Source organism: Trabulsiella odontotermitis, from assembly GCF_030053895.1.
Lineage (GTDB): Bacteria > Pseudomonadota > Gammaproteobacteria > Enterobacterales > Enterobacteriaceae > Trabulsiella > Trabulsiella odontotermitis_C.
The window spans coordinates 2485952-2507043 of record NZ_CP125781.1 but is presented as its reverse complement, the minus strand read 5'-3'; the positions used below and the strand labels follow the sequence as shown (position 1 = coordinate 2507043).

Genomic DNA, 21092 nt, shown 5'->3' with positions numbered 1-21092 from the left:
ACACACATGTTAAGCATCAAAGATTTACAGGTTGCGGTTGAAGATAAAGAGATCCTGCGCGGGTTGAGCCTTGACGTGCGCCCGGGCGAAGTGCACGCCATTATGGGGCCGAACGGCTCAGGGAAAAGTACACTCTCCGCCACGCTCGCCGGACGTGAAGATTATGAAGTGACTGGCGGCGCCGTGCAGTTTAAAGGTAAAGATCTGCTCGAACTGTCGCCGGAAGATCGGGCGGGTGAGGGCATCTTCATGGCCTTCCAGTACCCGGTGGAAATCCCTGGTGTCAGCAATCAATTTTTCCTGCAAACCGCGCTCAATGCCGTACGCGGCTATCGCGGCCAGGAAGCGCTGGATCGCTTTGATTTTCAGGATCTGATGGAAGAGAAAATCAAGCTGCTGAAGATGCCGGAAGATTTGCTGACCCGCTCGGTTAACGTCGGGTTCTCCGGCGGCGAGAAAAAGCGCAACGACATTCTGCAGATGGCGGTGCTGGAGCCTGAGCTGTGCATACTGGATGAATCCGACTCCGGGCTGGATATCGATGCGCTGAAAATTGTCGCCGACGGCGTCAATGCTCTGCGGGATGGCAAACGCGCGTTTGTCATTGTGACGCACTACCAACGCATCCTGGATTACATCAAGCCGGATTACGTCCACGTGTTATATCAGGGCCGCATCGTAAAATCGGGCGATTTCACTCTGGTCAAACAACTGGAGGAGCAGGGCTATGGCTGGCTTACAGAACAACAGTAACGCGCTGCAACAATGGCATCATCTTTTTGAAGCCGAAGGCGACGCGCGTTCCCCGCAGGCGCAACAGCATTTACAGCAGATGCTGCGTCTCGGTCTGCCGACGCGCAAGCATGAGAACTGGAAATACACGCCGCTGGACGGTCTGCTGAATAGCCAGTTTGTGGCACATACCGCGAAGGCGGATGCCGCAACCCGTGATGCGCTGGCGCTGGCGGTCGATGCTTTCCGCCTGGTGTTTGTCGACGGGCGCTTTGACGCGCAACTAAGCGACAATCTCACTGACAGCGGTTTTAGCGTTTCCGTCAATGATGAGCGTCAGACGCTGCCGGCAGCGGTTCAGCCTGAAGTCTTTCTGCATCTGACCGAAAGCCTGGCGGCGACGGTGACGCATATCAATGTGGCGCGAAACCAGCGCCCGCCGAAGCCATTGCTGTTAATGCACCTGACGCAGGGGCTGGACGGTGAAGGGATGAATACGGCGCACTATCGCCATCATCTCGAACTGGCGGAAGGGGCGGAAGCAACGGTGATTGAGCACTACGCGAGTCTCGACAACCACCGGCATTTCACCGGATCGCGCCTGACAATGCAGGTGGCAGACAATGCGCAGTTGCATCACATCAAACTGGCGTTTGAAAATCCGCTCAGCTACCACTTCGCCCACAACGACATCGCGCTCGGTCAGGACGCCGCCGCCTGGAGCAACAGCTTCCTGCTCGGCAGTGCGGTACTGCGCCATAACACCAGCACGCAACTCAACGGCGAAAACACCACGCTGCGGATGAACAGCCTGGCGATGCCGGTGAAATCGGAAGTGTGCGATACCCGGACGTGGCTGGAGCATAACAAAGGCTACTGCAACAGCCGTCAGTTACATAAAACCATCGTCAGCGATAAAGGGCGCGCGGTGTTTAACGGTCTGATTAACGTCGCACAGCACGCGATTAAAACCGACGGCCAGATGACCAACAATAATCTGCTGCTCGGACGGCTGGCGGAAGTGGACACCAAACCGCAGCTGGAAATTTACGCCGACGACGTGAAGTGCAGCCACGGCGCCACGGTAGGGCGAATTGATGATGAACAGCTGTTCTACCTGCGTTCGCGTGGGATCGAACAGCAGGCAGCGCAGCAGATGATCATCTACGCGTTTGCGGCGGAACTGACCGAAACCCTGCGCGATGAGGCGCTGAAGCAGCAGGTGCTGGCCCGCATCGGTCAGCGTTTGCCGGGAGGTGAAGCATGACATTCTCCGTTGAGCGGGTCCGGGCTGATTTCCCGGTGTTGACTCGCGAGGTGAACGGACAACCGCTGGCCTATCTTGACAGCGCGGCCAGCGCGCAGAAACCGGAGCGGGTGATTGCCGCTGAAGCGGAGTTTTATCGCCACGGTTATGCGGCGGTGCATCGCGGGATCCACACCCTCAGCGCTGAAGCGACGACGCGCATGGAACAGGTCCGCCAGCAGGCGGCAACCTTCATTCATGCCCGTTCTGCCGAAGAACTGGTGTTTGTTCGCGGCACCACGGAAGGCATCAACCTGGTGGCCAACAGTTGGGGTACGCGCAACGTTGCCGTCGGCGATAATATTGTTATCAGCCAGATGGAGCACCATGCGAATATTGTGCCGTGGCAGATGCTTTGCACGCGTACCGGCGCGGAACTGCGGGTCATCCCGCTGAATGAAGACGGCACGCTGAAACTGGATGTGCTGCCATCGTTGCTGGACGATCGTACCCGTCTGCTGGCGATCACCCAGGTTTCCAATGTGCTGGGTACGGAAAACCCGGTACAGGAAATGGCGGCGCTGGCGCACCAGCACGGCGCGAAAGTGCTGGTGGATGGCGCCCAGGCGGTCATGCACCATGCGGTTGATGTGCAGGCGCTGGACTGCGATTTTTACGTTTTCTCCGGCCATAAACTGTACGGTCCGACCGGCATTGGCATCCTTTATGCGAAAGAAACCATTCTGCAGGCGATGCCGCCGTGGGAAGGGGGCGGTTCGATGATCGCCACCGTCAGCCTGACGGAAGGCACCACATGGGCAAAAGCCCCGTGGCGTTTCGAAGCGGGTACGCCGAATACTGGCGGGATCATTGGCTTCGGCGCGGCGCTCGACTACATCAGCGAACTGGGACTGGAGCAGATTGCCGACTACGAACAAACGCTGATGCACTACGCCTTAACGGAACTGGCGAAGGTGCCGGATCTCACCGTGTATGGCCCCGCCGATCGTCGTGGCGTGATTGCCTTTAACCTCGGCAAACACCACGCCTATGATGTCGGTAGTTTCCTTGATAACTATGGCATTGCCGTTCGAACCGGGCATCATTGCGCCATGCCGTTAATGAACTTTTATCAGGTTCCCGCTATGTGCCGGGCGTCGCTGGCGATGTACAACACGCATGAAGAGGTGGATCGTCTGGTGACAGGACTGCAGCGCATTCATCGTTTATTAGGCTGACAGGGAGGAACAATGGCAGCGTTACCCGACAGAGATAAGCTCTTGCGCAATTTTTCGCGCTGTGCGAACTGGGAAGAAAAGTATCTCTACATTATTGAGCTGGGGCAGAGATTACCGGCGCTCAGTGCTGAGGATCACAACCCGCAGAACATCATTCAGGGCTGCCAGAGTCAGGTATGGATTGTGATGAACCGAAACGCCAGCGGCGTTATCGAGCTACAGGGCGACAGCGACGCGGCAATTGTCAAAGGGCTCATCGCGATAGTTTTCATTCTGTACCAGCAAATGACCGCGCAGGATATCGTCGCGTTTGATGTACGGCCGTGGTTTGAAAAAATGGCACTGACCCAACACCTTACGCCATCCCGCTCGCAAGGACTTGAGGCCATGATCCGGGCAATTCGCACGAAAGCCGGTGATTGCAGCTAAACTAAATCATACCTATTATCCTGTTTTATGAGGTCGTTTTTTATCCTCATGGGTCATTTCTGACGTTGACCCTTTACTCGTGACTACAGGAAAAAAAGTATGAAGCGCGCGTTTTTAATTACATTTATTCTGACTGGCGTTCTGGGCGCCATACAGACTGCTCGTGCGTTGGATTATCCGTTACCGCCGCAGGGCAGTCGTCTTATTGGTCAAAACCAGACTTATACGGTGCAGGAGGGCGACCGTAATTTACAGGCAATCGCCAGGCGTTTTGATACCGCTGCGATGCTGATTCTGGAAGCAAATCACACCATCGCGCCGGTACCGAAAGCCGGAACACGCATTACCATCCCGACGCAACTGCTGCTACCGGATGTCCCTCGTGAGGGCATCGTGGTCAACCTCGCAGAGCTGCGACTCTACTACTTCCCACCGGGCGTAAACATCGTTCAGGTTTATCCTATCGGCATTGGTTTGCAGGGGCTGGAAACGCCGGTGATGGAAACGCGCGTCGGGCAGAAAATCCCCAATCCGACCTGGACGCCGACGGTGGGTATCCGTAAGCGCTCCCTTGAACGTGGTATCACGTTGCCACCGGTAGTGCCAGCCGGGCCAAATAACCCGCTGGGACGTTTTGCACTGCGTTTAGCGTATGGACATGGTGAATATCTCATTCACGGCACCAACGCGCCTGACAGCGTTGGTCTGCGTGTCAGTTCGGGGTGTATCCGTATGAATGCGCCGGATATTCAGGCGTTGTTTGCCCGCGTGAAAAGTGGAACGCCGGTGCGGATCATCAACGAGCCGGTCAAATACAGCGTAGAGCCGAACGGTGAACGTTACGTGGAAGTGCACCGACCGCTGTCACAGGAAGAGGAACAAAATGTGCAGACGATGCCGTACGTGCTGCCTGCTGGCTTTACGCCATTCCGCGAGAACAAAGCCGTAAACAGCGATACGGTACAACAGGCGCTGTATCGTCGTGCCGGGTATCCGATCAAAGTGACCGCAGGGCAGACCCCTGTCGCGGCAAAAGCGCCAGCGGTGGAATCAGCTCAGAATGGTTCGCCGGTAAATGAAGAGGCGTCAAGCATGACGCAATAATCAGGAAGGGAAACGAAGGGCAAAAAAAATGGCGCACAATGTGCGCCATTCTATTACACAGGCACTATTACTTACGGTATTTAGTAGCCTGGTTGTCCAGACGCTGGTTAGCGCGCGCTGCGTCATCTTTAGCAGCCTGAACGTCGGAACGCATTGCGTTCACGTCGTTGCTCAGCTGGTCAACTTTAGCGTTCAGAGTCTGAACGTCAGAAGACAGCTGATCGATTTTAGCATTGCTGGAGCAACCAGCCAGCAGAGTAGAACCCAGGATTACCGCGCCCAGTACCAGTTTAGTACGATTCATTATTAATACCCTCTAGATTGAGTTAATCTCCATGTAGCGTTACAAGTATTACACAAACTTTTTTATGTTGAGAATATTTTTTTTATGGGAATGCACTTATTTTTGATCGTTCGCTCAAAGAAGCATCGACTTTGCGATAAGCACTAAAAAAACCGTGTCAAAACAGGCGCGTTCCATCGGATTCGTCTTAGATAATCTTATCTTAAATAGTAAAATCCGATTTGATTTTTTATTGAATGTGGCTATCGAAGGGAATAAAAAAAGCGCTCCGGGGAGCGCTTTTTAAACGAATTAATTCGTCTGTGAATTATTACAGTACGTGAACAGAGGCAGTATTGGTTGTACCGCTCGGTACCAGTGCGCCGGAAACCATAACCACCACGTCGCCTTTCTGTGCCAGGCCGCTCTGCAATGCCACTTCTTTGCCCAGACGGTAGAAATCATCCGTAGAAGAAATTTCTTTGACCAGTTGCGCGGTAACGCCTTTGCTCAGCACCAGCTGGCGGGCAGTCACTTCGTTGGTGGTCAGCGCGAGGATGGTCGCATCCGGGAAGTATTTACGCACGGCGCGAGCTGATTTACCGCCCTGGGTGGCGACCACGATCAGCGGCGCTTCCAGTTTCTCTGCAGTTTCAACGGCGCCACGGCAAACCGCTTCGGTGATGCGCAGTTTACGGCTGTCGTTGTTGAAGTCGAGACGGCTGGTCATCACGCGGTCAGTACGTTCGCAGATGGTTGCCATGATGCCAACCGCTTCCAGTGGGTATTTCCCTTTCGCGGATTCACCAGACAGCATTACAGCATCGGTACCGTCAAGGATGGCGTTCGCCACATCGCCAGCTTCTGCGCGGGTCGGACGCGGGTTTTTGATCATGGAATCCAGCATCTGGGTGGCGGTGATGACCACTTTACGGGCACGGATACATTTTTCGATCATCATCTTCTGCGCGAAAATGACTTCTTCAACCGGGATTTCAACGCCCAGGTCGCCACGCGCTACCATGATGCCGTCAGATGCTTCGAGGATTTCGTCGAAGTTGTTCAGGCCTTCCTGGTTTTCGATTTTGGAGATGATCTGGATGTTTTCGCCACCGTGGGTTTTCAGATGCTCACGAATTTCGATGACATCAGCACGTTTACGAATAAAAGAAGCCGCGACAAAGTCAACGCCTTGCTCGCAACCAAAAATCAGATCCTGCTTATCTTTTTCAGCCAGTGCCGGCAGGGCAATGGAGACGCCAGGCAGGTTAACGCCTTTGTTCTCGCCCAGGTCGCCGTTGTTCAGCACTTTACAAACGACTTTGTTACCGTCGATGGCGGTCACTTCCATACCGATCAAACCATCATCGACCAGAACCGTGTTACCGACTTTCAGGTCGCTGGTGAGGCCTTCGTAGGTCACTGCCACGATGTCGCTGTTACCGACGACAGAACGATCAGTGGTGAAGGTGAAGGTCTGGCCGGCTTTCAGAGAAACGTCATTACCGCCTTCCAGCTTAATGGTGCGGATTTCCGGACCTTTGGTGTCCAGCAGAATCGCCGCTTTTTTACCGGTTTTGCTCATCACGTTACGCAGATTCTGGATGCGCTGGCCGTGTTCAGCATAGTCACCGTGAGAGAAGTTAAGACGCATAACGTTCATGCCTGCGTCCAGCATTTTGGTCAACATCTCTTCGGATTCGGTTTTCGGACCGATGGTGCAAACAATTTTGGTCTTTTTCATGACAGTCTTAGTCTTTAAGTTGAGAAGAATGGGGAAATCTCGCTCTCCGGGCGCTTTGCCAGGGAGACAAACCTGTATTACGAAAGTTGTAATGCCACGCTGTAAGGATAGGTGACATCAAAAAAGCGTGCTGAGGAAAGTGTGCTAGTGTTTCAGCCCGATGCCGGAGGCGTTTTTTTAGTTGTTGAATCAGGCAGTCCAAGTTGCTGAAACCTTTCAATCAAGAAACGGCTGGCATTATACGATGTTACGCAGCAAAAGAAAAATGAAAACGCTGTTTCAAAACCTTTTCCTGCCGCATAACAAATAAAAAACGTTTCGTTTGTGCAACTGCAACAAGGTAACGGCAGATCATGCGGAAAAACGGAACTGAACCGCGCCATCATTTAGTAGTTATTTGATATATATAGAGTGAAATGAAAGTACAGGCAGGAGAATAATGATGTTGACCCTTTTTGCCGCCGGAAGCCTGAAAAGCGCGTTTCTGCCGCTGCTGGAACGCTTCCGTCAGGATAGCGGTATCGACGTTGTCGTGCAGTTTGGCCCGGCCGGACTGCTGCGTGAGCGGATCGAGGCGGGGGAATCATGCTCGTTGTTCGCCTCGGCGAATACGCAGCATCCGCAGGCGCTGCTGGCTGCGGGACGCGCGCTGGAGGTTCACTCCTTTGCAGCTAATCAGCTCAACCTGACGGCCAGGGTAATGCCTGCAACCGACAGCGCTGACTGGCTGAGTCTGCTCCGTGATCCGGCACTGACGCTCGGTACCTCGACACCGGGCTGCGACCCGTCCGGGGATTATACCTGGCAGCTTTTCGATAATATTGATGCGCAGTATCCGGGCACTGGCGCGGCCATTAAACAGCGGGCAAGAATGCTGGTGGGTGGGCGGCAGACGCTGACAGTGCCGGAGGGTGAAATCGCCAGTGCGTGGCTGATTCGCCAGCGGCTGGCAGATCTGTTTATTGGCTATGCGCACTATTCGCAGGTGCTGGTGGGGCACACGGACATCCGTACACTGGCGATCCCACAGCCTTATAACGTGCGCTGCGAATACCAGATGGCGTTGCTGGATGCGCAACCGGTAGCCCGTCAGTTGATGCACTTTATCTTGTCTGCACAGGGGCAGCATTTTTTGCGCGAGGCCGGATTCTTAACGCTTGATGGTAAATAACGGTGCCAGCACCGGGCTGGTGTAATGTTCGAGCGTGATCCTGCGTACCGGCAGGCCGTAAGCCAGTTGCAGATTGGTCTCCGTTAATATCTGATGGCTTTCCCCGGCCAGCCACTGTTTCTCAGGCAGCAGCAACAGGGTATGGCTGGCAACCTGTAATGCCTGGGTGGGATCGTGGGTGGTAAACAGCACACTCCGTCCCTGACGATGCGCGAGATTGCTGAGTAACTGCAGCACGACCTGCTGATTCGCCAGATCCAGTGCAGAGCAGGGCTCATCCAGCAAAATATTCTGACTACCGCTGACCAGGGCGCGGGCAATCATCACCAGTTGTTGTTGCCCGCCGGACAGGCTGGTGAATGGCTCGTGCGCCAGATGCGTAATATTGAGTTGTGCCAGCGCGGTAGCGACCTGCGCGTCATCTTCGGTTGTTGGAACGGAAAACAGCGCCACATGGCGGGCGCGTCCCATCAGCACCACATCCCGCACCTGCCAGGCAAACGCCGGGCGGAAGGATTGCGGCACAATGCTCACACCTTCGCTGACAGTAAACCTGCCGCCCAGCGCAGGTAGTACCTGCGTGAGGGTGTCGAGCAGTGAGCTTTTCCCGCGACCGTTGGCCCCCAGAATCGCCCAGATCTCACCCGGCTGACAGCTGAAACTGAGCGGCTCAAACAACGGCTGGCGATGACCGTACATCAACCCGCAAACTTCCACAGAGGGGCTCTTCATATGCGTCTCCGGCGGTTACTGCGCACCAGCAGAAAAGTGAATACCGGTGCCCCCAGCAGAGCGGTGATAATGCCGATGGGGATTTCTGCCTGAATGAGGGTGCGAGCCAGATCATCAACCACAATCATAAAGCTACCGCCGAGCCAGAATGCCACGGGCAACAGCCGACGGTGATCCGGCCCGACCAGCAGCCGCGCCAGATGCGGGATCACCAGACCAACCCAGGCGATGCTGCCGCTGACGGCGACCTGAGCGGCCACCAGCAGCGCGCAGCACACCAGCACCGCACGCCGCAACGGCTTCACCGACACGCCCAGCGCCCGGGCATCTTTTTCGTCGAGCGCCAGCAGATTAATGCGCCAGCGCAGTTTCAGCAGAATGGCGGCTGCCAGCATGACCGGGATCGCCAGAATCAATACCTTATGCCAGTTGGCGGTGGCAAAACTGCCAAGCAGCCAGAACACGATGTTGGGCAGCGTCTCTTCGGTATCCGCCAGATACTGCATCAGGCTCACCAGTGCGGAAAAGAAGCCGCTCAGAATAATACCGGACAGGATCAGCACCAGCGTGCTTTCGCGCCCCTGCAACGCGGCAATCGCGTAAACCAGCACCAGCGCAGCCAGTCCGAAACCGAACGTCGAACTCATCATCAGCAGGGGACTTAACCCCAGCAAAATGGCCAACGTCCCGCCAAAGGCGGAGCCGGAGGTGACGCCGATGATGTGCGGGTCCACCAGTGGGTTCTGGAACACGCCCTGTAGCGTCGCGCCGCATAAACCAAGCGCGCCACCCGCCAGCAAAGCCATCACCACGCGCGGCAGGCGCACAGACCAGACGATTTGCGAAGCTATCCCGCCCGCGTTGTCCGGGGGTAATAGTTGCGTGACAACGTCACCGATAGAGAGTCGGTACTGGCCGAGGCATAGTGAGCCCATTGCCAGCACCAGCGTCAGCAGGATCAGACTTCCGTGCAGCCAGAGAAAACGCTTATTTTCCGCCACGAGGCTGCCAGTCGGTACGGTAGAAATGCTGATAATACGCCTGCGCTTCCGCGTCGACATCGACGTTTTTATAGCGTTCCGGGTAGAGTTTTTTCGCCATCCACAATTCGCCAATCGCCAGTGCTTCCGGCATCGGATAACCCCAGGCTTTGGTATATTCCGGCATCAGCCACACGCGGTGGTTTTTAACCGCATCAATTGCTTGCCAGTTCGGGTCGTTCTCAATTTCTTTCACCACTTCCGGGTAGCGATCCTGAACAAAAATCACCTGCGGGTTCCACTGCAGCACCTGCTCCAGCGACACCTGACGCGCACCTTTAATGGTGGTCGCCGCGACGTTCATCGCGCCAGCATGTTCCATCATCAGCCCGGTATATTTGCCGGAGCCGTAGGTATTGAGGTCCGGGTTAGCCATGTAGACACGCACTTTTTTATCTGCCGGAATATCGGCGACCGGCGCATTGAACTTCGCACGGGCAGCGAAGGTATAGTTGATCAGCGCCTCGGCCTGAGATTTGCGATCAACGATCTGACCAATCAGGCGAATACCTTCTTTTAATCCGTCGTTATAGGCCTGTTCTTCGTTGGCCATCGTCGGGTTCATTTTGTTCTTTTCACCCTGCGCATCGGCGCGCAGCGAAATAGCCACTACCGGAATACCGGCGTCTTCAATCTGTTTGATCATCGCTTCCGGCGCGTAGTTCGCTACGAAAACCACCTGTGGGTGCAGCGCCAGCAGGCTTTCGATATTAACCTGGGTGAGATCGCCCGGCATTGGCATTGCCTCAATCGTCGGCATAAAGCGGGCAAATTCCGGGGCGAGCTGTTTTTTCCAACTGCTGAGAACGCCAACGACCGTTTTCGAAGCATCAAGCTGTACCAGCAGGTTAAGCGTCTGATGCTGCAATACCACCACGCGGGTGACGTGATCAGGAAGCGTGACCTGACGACCTAACTGGTCGGTGACGGTCTGGTCGGCCTGGGCGGGTGTTGTCACAAAGAGAGCCGTGCTGACCAACAGCAGGCTCAGCAAAAGTTGTTGTATTTTTTTCATAGGATTAGCTCTGTCAGAAGAGAGGATAAATCGCTATGTATTAGAATATACAACGACTATGCACGCAATCGATTTAAGTGACCTCGCGTCACACTTCTCGGGTTATGCAATAAAATCTGACGCAAAAACAGCGTGGAAAGCCAATAATTACGCCGTTTTCCCGGCAATAAATATTGCATGGATGGCTGGATAATTGTATTTTTATGCAAACAACATGCATAAAAAGGGGTTGGGTATGATAAATAAGTGGATGAAAGCGTGCTGCCTGATGGTTACTCTCGCCGGGAGTGCTTATGCCGCACAGGAAACCTATGTCGTTGGGGCGGGCGGTACTTATCGTCCTTTCGAGTTCGAAAATAGCCAGAAACAGCTGGAAGGCTTTGATATCGATATCATTAAAGCCATCGCCAAAGCGGAAAATTTTGACATCAAACTGATCAACACCCCGTGGGAAGGCATTTTCGCCACCTTAGGTTCTGGCGATCGCGACATCATCATTTCCGGTATTACGATCACCGACAAACGTAAGCAGATGGTCGATTTCTCGGCACCGTATTTCCCGGCGGAACAGTCCATCGTGGTGCCAGCAGATTCAAAAGTCACCTCGCTTGATTCGCTGAAAACCGAGAAGGTCGGTGTGGTGAACTCCAGTACTGGCGACATCGTGGTTTCTGATGTGCTGGGTAAAAACAGTACAGCGATCAAGCGTTTCGACAACACCCCGTTAATGTTGCAGGAGCTGTTTGAAGACGGCGTCAGCGCGGCGGTGGGTGACGTTGGGGTGGTCAAGTACTACATCAAACAGCACCCGGAAAAACAGTTCAAACTGGTGCCGGACGCCAAATTTGAGCGCCAGTATTTTGGCATTGCAGTGGCGAAAGGGAACACCGCGCTGCAGGCGAAAATCAACGACGGTCTGAAGAAAATCGTCGCCGATGGTACCTACGCTAAAATCTATAAAACCTGGTTTGACGATAACGTACCGACGCTGCCGGCTGAGTAAGTTTTGCTTTTTTTTCGTGCGGCTGTCGCAGGTGATGCGCCAGCCGCTTTTTACAGGGAAATTTTATGACGGGATTCCGTTGGGAAATCATTCAGGAATACGCGCCGCTGTTTATGGAAGGCGCCTGGATGACCATCAAATGTACCATCATCTGCGTGATCCTCGGGACGCTGTGGGGGCTTACTCTCGGTCTCGGGCGGATGGCGAAAGCCGAGCACGGTCCGTGGAAATATATCCTGCGCTACCTGGTGCAGTTCCCGGTGCGCTTTTACGTCAGTGCCTTTCGTGGTACGCCATTGTTTGTTCAGATCATGGTGGTGCACTTTGCACTGGTGCCGCTGTTTATTAATCCGCGTGATGGTCTGCTGGTCACCAGCGGCATCATGAGCGCTGATCTGGCACGTGAATTGCGCTCCAGCTATGGCGCCTTCCTGTCATGTATTGTGGCAATCACCCTTAACGCGGGGGCGTACGTCTCCGAAATCTTCCGCGCCGGGATCCAGTCAATTGATAAAGGTCAGATGGAAGCCTCGCGCGCGCTGGGCATGCCGTGGTGGAAAACCATGCGCAAAGTGATCCTGCCGCAGGCGTTTCGCCGTATTCTGCCGCCGCTGGGCAATAACGCGATTGCTATCGTTAAGGATTCATCTCTTGCGTCGGCCATTGGTCTTGCTGATCTGGCCTACGCGGCACGTACTGTTTCTGGCGCGTACGCGACCTACTGGGAACCCTACCTGACCATCTCACTGGTCTACTGGGTGATCACCTTCCTGCTGGCGCAGCTGGTTAACCGTCTGGAAATGAGGTTTGGCAAAAGTGATTAACATTAAGAATCTGCACAAACACTTTGGCGACGCCCACGTTCTGCGCGGGATCGACTGCGAGATCAAACCGCAGGAAGTGGTGTGTATTATCGGCCCGTCAGGCTCCGGGAAAAGCACTTTTCTGCGTTGTATGAATGCGCTGGAATCGGTGACAGAAGGCGAGGTGATGGTGAACGGTTTTGCCGTACACGATCGTAAAACCGATCTCAACAAGATGCGTGAAAGCGTCGGCATGGTCTTTCAGCGCTTCAATCTGTTCCCGCACATGACGGTGCTGGAAAACCTGACCATGGCGCCGATGATGTTGCAAGGCATGACGCGTGATGCGGCAGTCGGGCGCGCGGAAGCGTTGCTGCAAAAAGTCGGGCTGAGCGATAAGCGTGACGCCTGGCCTTCCAGCCTGTCCGGCGGGCAGCAACAGCGGGTGGCGATTGCCCGTGCGCTGGCGATGGAGCCATCCATCATGCTGTTCGATGAACCGACTTCCGCACTGGATCCCGAACTGGTCGGCGATGTACTCGAAGTCATGAAAAACCTTGCCAATGATGGCATGACGATGGTGATCGTGACGCATGAAATGGGTTTCGCCCGTGAAGTGGCCGATCGGGTGATTTTCATCGATAACGGCATTATTCAGGAGCAGGGCACCCCTGAGCACATTTTTACCTCGCCGTCGAACCCCCGTACCGCCAGCTTCCTCAGTAAAGTGCTGTAGTCACATTCTCCCCGCGGGTGGTGAAAATATCATCCGTTGGGGGGTAAAAGCTGAGCAACGCCGTTGTCACCGCACAAAAATGGCGCTGGATCCTTTCTGTTTCCTCCCTTTTTACGTAATGTTTTAGTGCGTCGTAAGAATTATCTTATATGGAAAGACGCGCCAGGGGCGGATCTCCCTGACACAGACTAAGGGCTGTTACCGTTGTGAACGGGAGCCGCAGACGTTTCTCACAGGATGTGGGGTCAAAAATGAAAAAATTACGCATGTTTGTTGCGGCAGTTGCCGCTATTTCTCTCTCCGGCGCCGTTTTTGCGGCGGGCAATGGTCCGTCAGGCGTTATCCATTTCCGCGGTAAAATTGTTGAAGGTGCCTGCAGCGTAGCGCGTGATGGTGACGTGCAAGCGACGTTTTCCTGTTTGCGGGTGGGTGTCAATCATGTCCGGGCAGTCAATATCAGCCGCAGCGACGTAACGCATTTGCCGAAGGATATTGCGACGGTGCAGTCGCTGCCGGTGAATAAACACCCGGAATTACAACTGCTGGTGGTTTCTTATCGCTGACATAACGCCGGGGGAATCTGAATGGAGTCTGCGCGCAACAAGCGATTGATGACGTCAAACGGTGATGTGTTTCTCAGGAGTCTCTGTCGGGGCACCTTACTGAAGAATATATCCTTTTCATAAACTGGCAGAGTAATCATTCGTACCCGATAGTTATCATGCGTAATCATGCTAACCTGATGAGGCAAGAATGAAATTAAATAAAATAGTCAGCGCTTTTCTTTTTGCTGGGTTATTCACCAGCATCGTCTTTCCTTCAATCGCTCAAACGGAACCGAAAGACGCCACCTCTGCAACCAAAACGGCAAATGATGCCTTACTCAATCAACTTCCTTTCAACGACAATACCGATTTCACCAACGCTCATAAGGGCTTTATTGCTGCACTGCCGCCGGAAGTGATTAACGATGCGCAGGGCAAACTGGTCTGGGATCCGCAAAAATATGCTTTCATTAAAGAGGGCGAAAAAGCGCCGGACTCGGTTAACCCCAGCCTCTGGCGCCAGGCGCAACTCATCAATATCAGCGGCTTATTTGAAATTACCGACGGTGTTTACCAGATCCGCAACCTCGACCTGTCGAATATGACGATTATTGAGGGTAAAGCGGGGGTGACCGTGGTCGATCCGCTGGTCTCGGCGGAAACTGCCAAAGTCGGTATGGATCTCTATTTCAAACATCGTGGTAAAAAACCGGTGGTGGCGGTGATCTACACCCACAGCCATGTCGATCACTATGGCGGCGTGCGCGGCGTGGCGGATGAAGCCGACGTCAAAGCCGGGAAAGTGAAAATCTACGCACCCGCCGGGTTTATGGAAGAGGCGGTATCCGAGAATATTATGGCGGGGAATGTGATGAGCCGTCGCGCCAGCTATATGTACGGCAACCTGCTGAAACCGGATGTTAAAGGGCAGGTGGGCGCAGGACTGGGCACTACGACATCCGCAGGCACCGTCACCCTGATTGCACCGACGGACTACATCACCAAAACCGGGCAGAAAGAGACCATTGACGGTCTGACTTACGATTTCTTAATGGCGCCAGGTTCTGAAGCACCGTCAGAAATGCTCTGGTATGTCGAAGAGAAGAAGATGATCGAGGCGTCTGAAGACGTGACGCATACACTGCATAACACCTACTCGCTGCGTGGGGCGAAGATCCGTGATCCGCTGGCATGGTCGAAATACATCAACGAAGCCGTACAGCGCTGGGGTGATAAAGCCGAGATTATTATGGCGCAGCACCACTGGCCAACCTGGGGCAACGAAAACGTGGTTAAGCTGATGAAGAGCCAGCGCGATCTCTATCGTTATATCAACGATCAGACGCTGCGGAAGGCGAACCAGGGGCAAACGCGTGATGAAATCGCTGCTGACTTTAAGCTGCCACCGACACTGGCGAACACCTGGGCTAACCGCGGCTATTACGGCTCCGTAAGCCACGACGTAAAAGCGACCTACGTGCTCTATCTCGGCTGGTTTGATGGCAATCCGGCCACGCTCGACGAACTACCACCTGTCGAGGCCGCGAAAAAATATGTCGATTACATGGGCGGCGCGGATGCCATCATGACGAAGGCGAAAGAGGACTTCGCACAGGGGAACTACCGCTGGGTGGCGCAGGTAATGAGCAAAGTGGTCTTCGCCAGTCCGGACAACAAAGCTGCGCGGGATCTGGAAGCGGATGCGCTGGAACAACTGGGTTATCAGGCGGAATCCGGCCCGTGGCGCAACTTCTACCTGACCGGCGCGCAGGAACTGCGTAACGGCGTGCAGAAGTTGCCGACGCCAAACACCGCCAGCGGTGATACCGTGCGGGCAATGTCGCCGGAAATGTTCTTCGACTATCTCGCGGTGCACATCAATGGCGAAAAAGCGGCGGAGGCGAAATCGGTCTTTAACGTCGATTTAGGCAACGATGGCGGGAAATATCTGCTGGAGCTGGAAAACGGCGTGCTGAATCACACGGCGAATGCGGAGTCGAAAAATGCCGATGCGACGATTACCCTCAATCGTGCGACGCTGAACAAGATTATCCTGCAGGAAGAGACGCTGAAACAAGCGGAGGATAAGGGCGACGTGAAAATCACCGGTGACAGCGCGAAGCTAAATGAAATGCTGAGCTATATGGACAAGTTTGAGTTCTGGTTCAACATCGTCACGCCATAAGCGTGGCAAAAACAACAAACCGGCAGTAATGCCGGTTTGTTGTTTCATCAGATTTTGCAGGCATCGCCGCAGTCGTCGTCGGCGATAATCTCCTGAGCCTTTTTATCGGCATCTTCCAGTCGTTCAGCGTTGCGCTCTTCAGCTTCTTCCAGCCCGCTAAATACCAGTTTATCGAGATCAATTTCCATTATTCACCCATTTCAGTTCAGAATTGCGTTGCATCAGTATAGGGCAAAACGGCGCCTGGAGGTATTACCCGTCTGTGCTAGCGTTACTGTTATCCCTCGTTTTCTGAAGGAGTCACAATGACTATTTTGTGTAAAACCTGCGGTACCTCGTATGACGACAGTGACGAGATCATCGCACATTGCAAAGCCTGTGAAGATGAACGGCAGTTTGTACCCGCCAGCGGACAGGCGTGGATAACCCCGGAGGCGGTCACTGCCACGCACAGTAATAAATGGCAACAGCATGAAGAAAATCTGTTAAGCATCAAAACGGTACCTGCGTTTGCTATCAATCAGCGAGCATTTGTGCTGCGAACGCCGCACGGCAATGTGCTGTGGGACTGCATTGCCAACCTCGATACGGCAACGGAGTTGCTGATTAACGCGCTGGGCGGTATCCGCGCGATCGCGATTTCGCATCCTCACTATTACACCACCATGCAGGACTGGGCAGAGACGTTTAGTGCGCCCATCTGGCTGCACGCCAGCGACAGGGAATGGATTATGCGCGACAGTACGGCGATTCGGTTATGGGAAGGCGACAGTATGGAGTTGTTGCCGTCTGTCCGGTTGTTGCGTCTGGGCGGTCATTTTGCCGGAGGGACCGTGCTGCACTGGACGGAAGGTGACGGTGTACTGCTCGCCGGGGATATTTTGCAGGTGACGCCCGGCAGAGCTGCAGTCTCGTTTATGTGGAGCTACCCGAACATGTTGCCGCTGCCGGCAGTGACGGTTGAAAACATCCTGCATCGACTGGACGATGTTAAATTTGAACGGCTGTATGGCGCATTTGAAGGGCAGAATATGATCGGGCAGGCGCATGACAAAGTCATTCGGTCAGGGCAAAAATATATCGATTGTCTGAAACAGGAACGGGCGTGAAAACGAAGAGGGGCACCCTATCTCATTGAGAATATGGTGCGTCCGAGTGGACTCGAACCACCGACCCCCACCATGTCAAGGTGGTGCTCTAACCAACTGAGCTACGGACGCAGAATGGTGCGTTCAATTGGACTCGAACCAACGACCCCCACCATGTCAAGGTGGTGCTCTAACCAACTGAGCTATGAACGCACAACGGGGACGAATATTAGCGGCAGGGATGGGCGGTTGCAAGAAGAAAGTCGCACATTTCGTTCTGTTATCACGCGATTGCGGAATAACTGTGCAAAATGGAGAGAAAGCAACCGCCTGCGGGCGGTTGCTTCGTTATTACCGCGCCGCGCGGTGCAAAATCGCGCTCGACGGCTGGTGCTGCAGGAAGCGCATCCGCAGCATGATCATAATGGCCGCTGAGGTCAGGCCGATGATAAAGCCCCACCAGAATCCTGCCGGTCCCATACGCGGTACCACCAGGTCGGTCAGCCCGAGAATATAGCCGCTCGGCAGCCCAAGTACCCAGTAAGCGGTAAAAGTAATAAAGAAAATGGAGCGGGTATCTTTATAACCACGCAGAATACCGCTGCCGATCACCTGGATAGAATCGGATATCTGATACAGCGCCGCCAGCATCATCAACTGAGAGGCAAGCAGGACAACCGCCGGATTATCGTTATAGAGCAGGGCGATGTGCGTACGCAGGGTGACGGTGAAAATCGCCGTCAGCACCGCCATACACACCCCAACGCCGAGGCCCGTCCACGCCGAAACCTGTGCATCCAGCGTCGAACCCTGTCCGAGACGAAAGCCCACACGAATGGTCACTGCCGCGGCGAGCGACATCGGCAATACGAACATCAGCGAACTGAAGTTCAGCGCGATCTGGTGCCCGGCGACGTCAATGATCCCCAGCGGCGAGACCAGCAGCGCCACCACGGCAAACAGCGTTACTTCAAAGAACAGCGCCAGCGCAATCGGCAGACCCAGTTGGATCAGCCGTTTCAGCACTTCGCTGTCCGGTTTCGCGCTACCTTCCACAAGGCGAATATCGCGTAGGGAGCGGGCGTTTCTGACGAAGGTCAGCATACAGAAGAACATCACCCAGTACACCGCTGCCGTCGCGACGCCACAGCCCACGCCGCCCAGTTCCGGCATGCCGAAATGACCATAAATAAAGATGTAGTTGACCGGAATGTTAACCAGCAAACCAATAAAACCCATCACCATGCCGGGTTTGGTTTTTGCCAGCCCTTCGCACTGGTTACGCGCCACCTGAAAGCACAGATAACCCGGCGCACCCCACAGCAGGGCGCGCAGATAGCCGACGGCTTTGTCCGCCAGCGCCGGATCGATGTTATGCATGGAACGGATGATATAGCCCGCGTTCCACAGCACGATCATAATCAAAATGGATACGCCGCCCGCCAGCCAGAAACCCTGTCGAACCTGATGCGCGATGCGATCGCGGCGACCAGAACCGTTGAGCTGCGCGATGACCGGCGTCAGAGCCAGCAGCAACCCGTGGCCGAACAGAATAGCCGGTAACCAGATGGAGGTACCGATGGCGACGGCGGCCATGTCGGTTGCGCTGTATCCACCGGCCATCACGGTATCAACAAACCCCATTGCGGTCTGGGCGATCTGCGCAAGGATCACCGGTATTGCCAGTGCTAATAACTGACGCGCTTCACTAACATACTTCTGCACGTGAACACCTATATATTGTTGTTATTTGAGGAACTAAAAAAGGCCGCCTTACTGGCAGCAAGAAGAAATACTGGGGAAATAGTCAGTCTATTGTAGCGGGGAATCGCTATTAAGCCAGCCAAAATATAGCAGGGAGTGCACCGGGAGTGGCAACCTGTTTTTTCACCTGTTATTGTGCGTGGTATATTGCGCGAAAACCGAAGCGCCACGATGTAATACAGGAGCTTACTGCATGTTTACTGGTATTGTGCAGGGCACGGCGAAAGTTGTGTCTGTTGATGAAAAACCGAATTTTCGTACCCACGTGGTTGAAATGCCTGAGCATATGCTTGAGGGGCTCGAAACCGGGGCATCAGTCGCGCACAACGGCTGCTGCCTGACCGTTACCGAAATCGACGGCAATCGCATCAGTTTCGACTTAATGAAAGAGACGCTGCGCATCACCAACCTGGGGCAGGTGAAAGAAGGCGATGTGGTGAATGTTGAGCGTGCTGCTAAATTCAGTGACGAGATTGGCGGTCATTTGATGTCCGGCCATATTATGACCACCGCCGACATCACCAAAATCCTTACCTCGGAAAATAACCGCCAGATTTGGTTTAAGCCGCAGGATCCGGCGCTGATGAAATATATCCTCTACAAAGGATTCATCGGCATTGATGGTATCAGCCTGACGGTAGGTGAAGTGACCGCCACGCGTTTTTGCGTGCATTTAATTCCGGAAACGCTGCAACGCACCACGCTTGGCAAGAAAAAGCTCGGTGCGCGGGTTAACATTGAAATCGACCCGCAGACGCAGGCAGTGGTGGATACCGTCGAACGCGTCCTCGCGGCAAAAGAGGCGGCGCTACAGATAGCGGCAGATGAATAAAAAAATCCCCGGCACGCCGGGGATTTTTCTTTAACGGGCGACGCGAAGGCCGTGATCGATACCGCGTGAGAACACCACCTGCCAGAGGTGAATGTCACGGGCGCGGAACGCACCGGCGCAGGCATTCAGATAATAACTGAACATCCGTTTGAAGCGGTCAGAGTAGTTATCTGCAATTTCTGGCCAACTGGCAAGAAAACGCTCGTGCCAGGCCATCAGCGTGGTGTCATAGTCGGCGCCAAAATTGTGCCAGTCTTCCATAATGAAATGCCGCTCGCTGGCGTCGGCAATCTGGCGAACAGATGGCAGGCAGCCGTTCGGGAAGATGTATTTGTTGATCCACGGGTCAACGTTATGATCAGTTTTCTTCGAACCGATGGTGTGCAGCAGGAAAATACCGTCAGGCTTAAGATTACGGTCGGCCACCTCGAAGTAGGTGTGGTAGTTTTTGGGACCCACGTGCTCAAACATGCCGACGGAAACAATGCGGTCAAACTGATCGTTCAGGTCTCGATAGTCCTGGAGACGAATATCAACGTCCAGCCCTTCGCAGCGCTGTTGCGCCATTTTTTGCTGTTCCGCAGAAATCGTCACGCCCACGACGCTGACGCCGTAATTTTTCGCCATGTAATACGCCAGACCACCCCAGCCGCAGCCGATATCCAGCACACGCATGCCCGGTTTCAGTTGCAGTTTCTGGCAGATCAAATCCAGTTTGTCCTGCTGGGCTTCTTCAAGCGTGGTGGCTTTTTTCCAGTATGCACAGGAGTACTGCATCAGCGGATCGAGCATCCGGCTGAACAGATCATTACCGAGATCGTAATGTTCTTTGCCGACTATCCAGGCTCTTTTTTTACTTTGCAGATTAAACAGGCGAGCGCCGGCAATACGCAGCGTATCTTTGAAATGATGGGGGAGTTGATTTTCCAGCCCGGCGCGCAGCACTTTCTGGAAGAAAATATCCAGACGCTCGCAATCCCACCAGCCGTCCATATAACTCTCGCCTAATCCGAGCGAGCCTTCCTGAAGAACGCGCTTAAAGAAGAGCGGGTTTTTGACCTGCACATCAGAAGGGGCAGACCCGTTAACTTCAATGCCTGCACGACTCAACAGCTCACTGGCTATGCGATACCACTCATCATTGGGTACGCTAACTTCTTCTATACACGATGAACTCATAGCTTCTCCATCACGCGCATGTGACCAGAACCTTAAAACAGCGTAGTCGCTTTTTTGGGTTTGTGAGAAATCTCACGGAACATTCCGTGAGTCTGCTATCCGACGTAGAAAAAGAGGAAGGGAGATAACCCTTGCCGAAAGGCCTTCCGTGGTGAAACGGGCAACGTCCTGCGCCCGTTAATGCATAATATTAATCGTAATTATGTGATGCCTGACTCAGTAT

Annotated in this window: 22 protein-coding genes and 2 tRNA genes; 13 read left to right on the top strand and 11 right to left on the bottom strand. The window is 54.1% G+C overall.

What is annotated here, in order from left to right; genetic code table 11:
- Positions 1-6 precede the first annotated feature (6 nt).
- From sufC to ldtE, 5 genes are all read left to right on the top strand, one after another.
- A complete protein-coding gene (gene sufC, locus QMG90_RS12005) occupies positions 7-753 on the top strand; it encodes a Fe-S cluster assembly ATPase SufC (RefSeq protein ID WP_283279846.1) in 747 nt (248 codons plus the stop codon).
- Positions 728-1999 (top strand): Fe-S cluster assembly protein SufD, encoded by a 1272-nt coding sequence (sufD, locus tag QMG90_RS12000; RefSeq protein ID WP_283279845.1) that lies wholly within the window; start codon positions 728-730, stop codon positions 1997-1999. Before sufC ends, sufD begins: the two co-directional genes overlap by 26 nt.
- The gene (gene sufS / locus QMG90_RS11995; RefSeq protein ID WP_283279844.1) at positions 1996-3216 is read left to right on the top strand and encodes a cysteine desulfurase SufS; all 1221 of its coding nucleotides are present in this window, start codon (positions 1996-1998) and stop codon (positions 3214-3216) included. Before sufD ends, sufS begins: the two co-directional genes overlap by 4 nt.
- Before the next feature lie 12 nt (positions 3217-3228).
- Positions 3229-3645 carry a cysteine desulfuration protein SufE gene (sufE, locus tag QMG90_RS11990; protein ID WP_283279843.1) on the top strand — a complete coding sequence of 139 codons (417 nt, stop codon included), beginning with the start codon at positions 3229-3231 and terminating at the stop codon, positions 3643-3645.
- Positions 3646-3744: 99 nt separating this feature from the next.
- A complete protein-coding gene (ldtE, locus tag QMG90_RS11985) occupies positions 3745-4749 on the top strand; it encodes a L,D-transpeptidase LdtE (protein ID WP_283279842.1) in 1005 nt (334 codons plus the stop codon).
- Positions 4750-4816: 67 nt separating this feature from the next.
- On the opposite strand, the gene lpp is transcribed toward ldtE, so the two are convergent.
- The 3 genes from lpp to ynhH form a co-directional block, all read right to left on the bottom strand.
- Positions 4817-5053 (bottom strand): murein lipoprotein Lpp, encoded by a 237-nt coding sequence (lpp, locus tag QMG90_RS11980; protein ID WP_001082307.1) that lies wholly within the window; start codon positions 5051-5053, stop codon positions 4817-4819.
- Positions 5054-5363: 310 nt separating this feature from the next.
- The gene (gene pykF, locus QMG90_RS11975; protein WP_283279841.1) at positions 5364-6776 is read right to left on the bottom strand and encodes a pyruvate kinase PykF; all 1413 of its coding nucleotides are present in this window, start codon (positions 6774-6776) and stop codon (positions 5364-5366) included.
- A 7-nt stretch (positions 6777-6783) separates the two neighbouring features.
- A complete protein-coding gene (ynhH, locus tag QMG90_RS22540) occupies positions 6784-6978 on the bottom strand; it encodes a protein YnhH (protein WP_419098522.1) in 195 nt (64 codons plus the stop codon).
- A gap of 237 nt (positions 6979-7215) precedes the next feature.
- Between ynhH and QMG90_RS11970 the strand changes: the two genes are divergently transcribed.
- On the top strand, positions 7216-7947 hold the full coding sequence (locus QMG90_RS11970; protein ID WP_283279840.1) for a substrate-binding domain-containing protein: 732 nt from the start codon (positions 7216-7218) through the stop codon (positions 7945-7947).
- On the opposite strand, the gene QMG90_RS11965 is transcribed toward QMG90_RS11970, so the two are convergent.
- Genes QMG90_RS11965 through QMG90_RS11955 form a run of 3 tightly spaced genes read right to left on the bottom strand, consistent with a single transcriptional unit; the run spans position 7927 to position 10734 of the window.
- Positions 7927-8679, bottom strand: coding sequence for an ABC transporter ATP-binding protein (locus tag QMG90_RS11965; protein WP_283279839.1), 753 nt, complete (start codon positions 8677-8679; stop codon positions 7927-7929). The genes QMG90_RS11970 and QMG90_RS11965 overlap by 21 nt on opposite strands.
- On the bottom strand, positions 8676-9680 hold the full coding sequence (locus QMG90_RS11960; protein WP_283279838.1) for a FecCD family ABC transporter permease: 1005 nt from the start codon (positions 9678-9680) through the stop codon (positions 8676-8678). Before QMG90_RS11960 ends, QMG90_RS11965 begins: the two co-directional genes overlap by 4 nt.
- Positions 9667-10734, bottom strand: a complete 1068-nt coding sequence (locus QMG90_RS11955; RefSeq protein WP_283279837.1) for an ABC transporter substrate-binding protein — start codon at positions 10732-10734, stop codon at positions 9667-9669. Before QMG90_RS11955 ends, QMG90_RS11960 begins: the two co-directional genes overlap by 14 nt.
- A 235-nt stretch (positions 10735-10969) precedes the next feature.
- Between QMG90_RS11955 and QMG90_RS11950 the strand changes: the two genes are divergently transcribed.
- The 5 genes from QMG90_RS11950 (at position 10970) to QMG90_RS11930 (ending at position 16006) form a co-directional block, all read left to right on the top strand.
- Positions 10970-11737: a basic amino acid ABC transporter substrate-binding protein gene (locus QMG90_RS11950; protein WP_283279835.1), complete on the top strand. Its 768-nt coding sequence runs from the start codon at positions 10970-10972 to the stop codon at positions 11735-11737.
- Between the two features lie 65 nt (positions 11738-11802).
- Positions 11803-12561, top strand: a complete 759-nt coding sequence (locus QMG90_RS11945; protein ID WP_054180795.1) for an amino acid ABC transporter permease — start codon at positions 11803-11805, stop codon at positions 12559-12561.
- On the top strand, positions 12554-13276 hold the full coding sequence (locus tag QMG90_RS11940) for an amino acid ABC transporter ATP-binding protein (protein WP_283283949.1): 723 nt from the start codon (positions 12554-12556) through the stop codon (positions 13274-13276). The genes QMG90_RS11945 and QMG90_RS11940 overlap by 8 nt, the downstream gene beginning before the upstream one ends.
- A gap of 251 nt (positions 13277-13527) precedes the next feature.
- Positions 13528-13839 carry a hypothetical protein gene (locus tag QMG90_RS11935; RefSeq protein WP_283279834.1) on the top strand — a complete coding sequence of 104 codons (312 nt, stop codon included), beginning with the start codon at positions 13528-13530 and terminating at the stop codon, positions 13837-13839.
- Between the two features lie 190 nt (positions 13840-14029).
- Entirely contained in the window at positions 14030-16006 is a 1977-nt protein-coding gene (locus QMG90_RS11930; RefSeq protein ID WP_283279833.1) for an alkyl/aryl-sulfatase, read from the top strand.
- A 47-nt stretch (positions 16007-16053) separates the two neighbouring features.
- On the opposite strand, the gene QMG90_RS11925 is transcribed toward QMG90_RS11930, so the two are convergent.
- Positions 16054-16194, bottom strand: coding sequence for a hypothetical protein (locus QMG90_RS11925; protein WP_152958639.1), 141 nt, complete (start codon positions 16192-16194; stop codon positions 16054-16056).
- A 117-nt stretch (positions 16195-16311) separates the two neighbouring features.
- Here QMG90_RS11925 and QMG90_RS11920 point away from each other — a divergent pair, with 117 nt between their 5' ends.
- Positions 16312-17115, top strand: a complete 804-nt coding sequence (locus QMG90_RS11920) for an MBL fold metallo-hydrolase (RefSeq protein WP_283279832.1) — start codon at positions 16312-16314, stop codon at positions 17113-17115.
- Between the two features lie 34 nt (positions 17116-17149).
- Here the strand turns inward: QMG90_RS11920 and QMG90_RS11915 are convergent.
- The 3 genes from QMG90_RS11915 to mdtK all read right to left on the bottom strand — a co-directional run bounded on the left by QMG90_RS11915 (position 17150) and on the right by mdtK (position 18819).
- A tRNA-Val gene (locus QMG90_RS11915) sits at positions 17150-17226 on the bottom strand.
- A 4-nt stretch (positions 17227-17230) separates the two neighbouring features.
- Positions 17231-17307: transfer RNA gene (locus tag QMG90_RS11910), tRNA-Val, on the bottom strand.
- Between the two features lie 138 nt (positions 17308-17445).
- Positions 17446-18819: an MdtK family multidrug efflux MATE transporter gene (mdtK, locus tag QMG90_RS11905; RefSeq protein ID WP_283279831.1), complete on the bottom strand. Its 1374-nt coding sequence runs from the start codon at positions 18817-18819 to the stop codon at positions 17446-17448.
- Between the two features lie 232 nt (positions 18820-19051).
- Here mdtK and QMG90_RS11900 point away from each other — a divergent pair, with 232 nt between their 5' ends.
- Positions 19052-19690 carry a riboflavin synthase subunit alpha gene (locus QMG90_RS11900; protein WP_283279830.1) on the top strand — a complete coding sequence of 213 codons (639 nt, stop codon included), beginning with the start codon at positions 19052-19054 and terminating at the stop codon, positions 19688-19690.
- 30 nt (positions 19691-19720) lie between these two features.
- On the opposite strand, the gene cfa is transcribed toward QMG90_RS11900, so the two are convergent.
- Positions 19721-20869 carry a cyclopropane fatty acyl phospholipid synthase gene (gene cfa, locus QMG90_RS11895; protein WP_283279829.1) on the bottom strand — a complete coding sequence of 383 codons (1149 nt, stop codon included), beginning with the start codon at positions 20867-20869 and terminating at the stop codon, positions 19721-19723.
- Between the last annotated feature and the right edge of the window lie 223 nt (positions 20870-21092).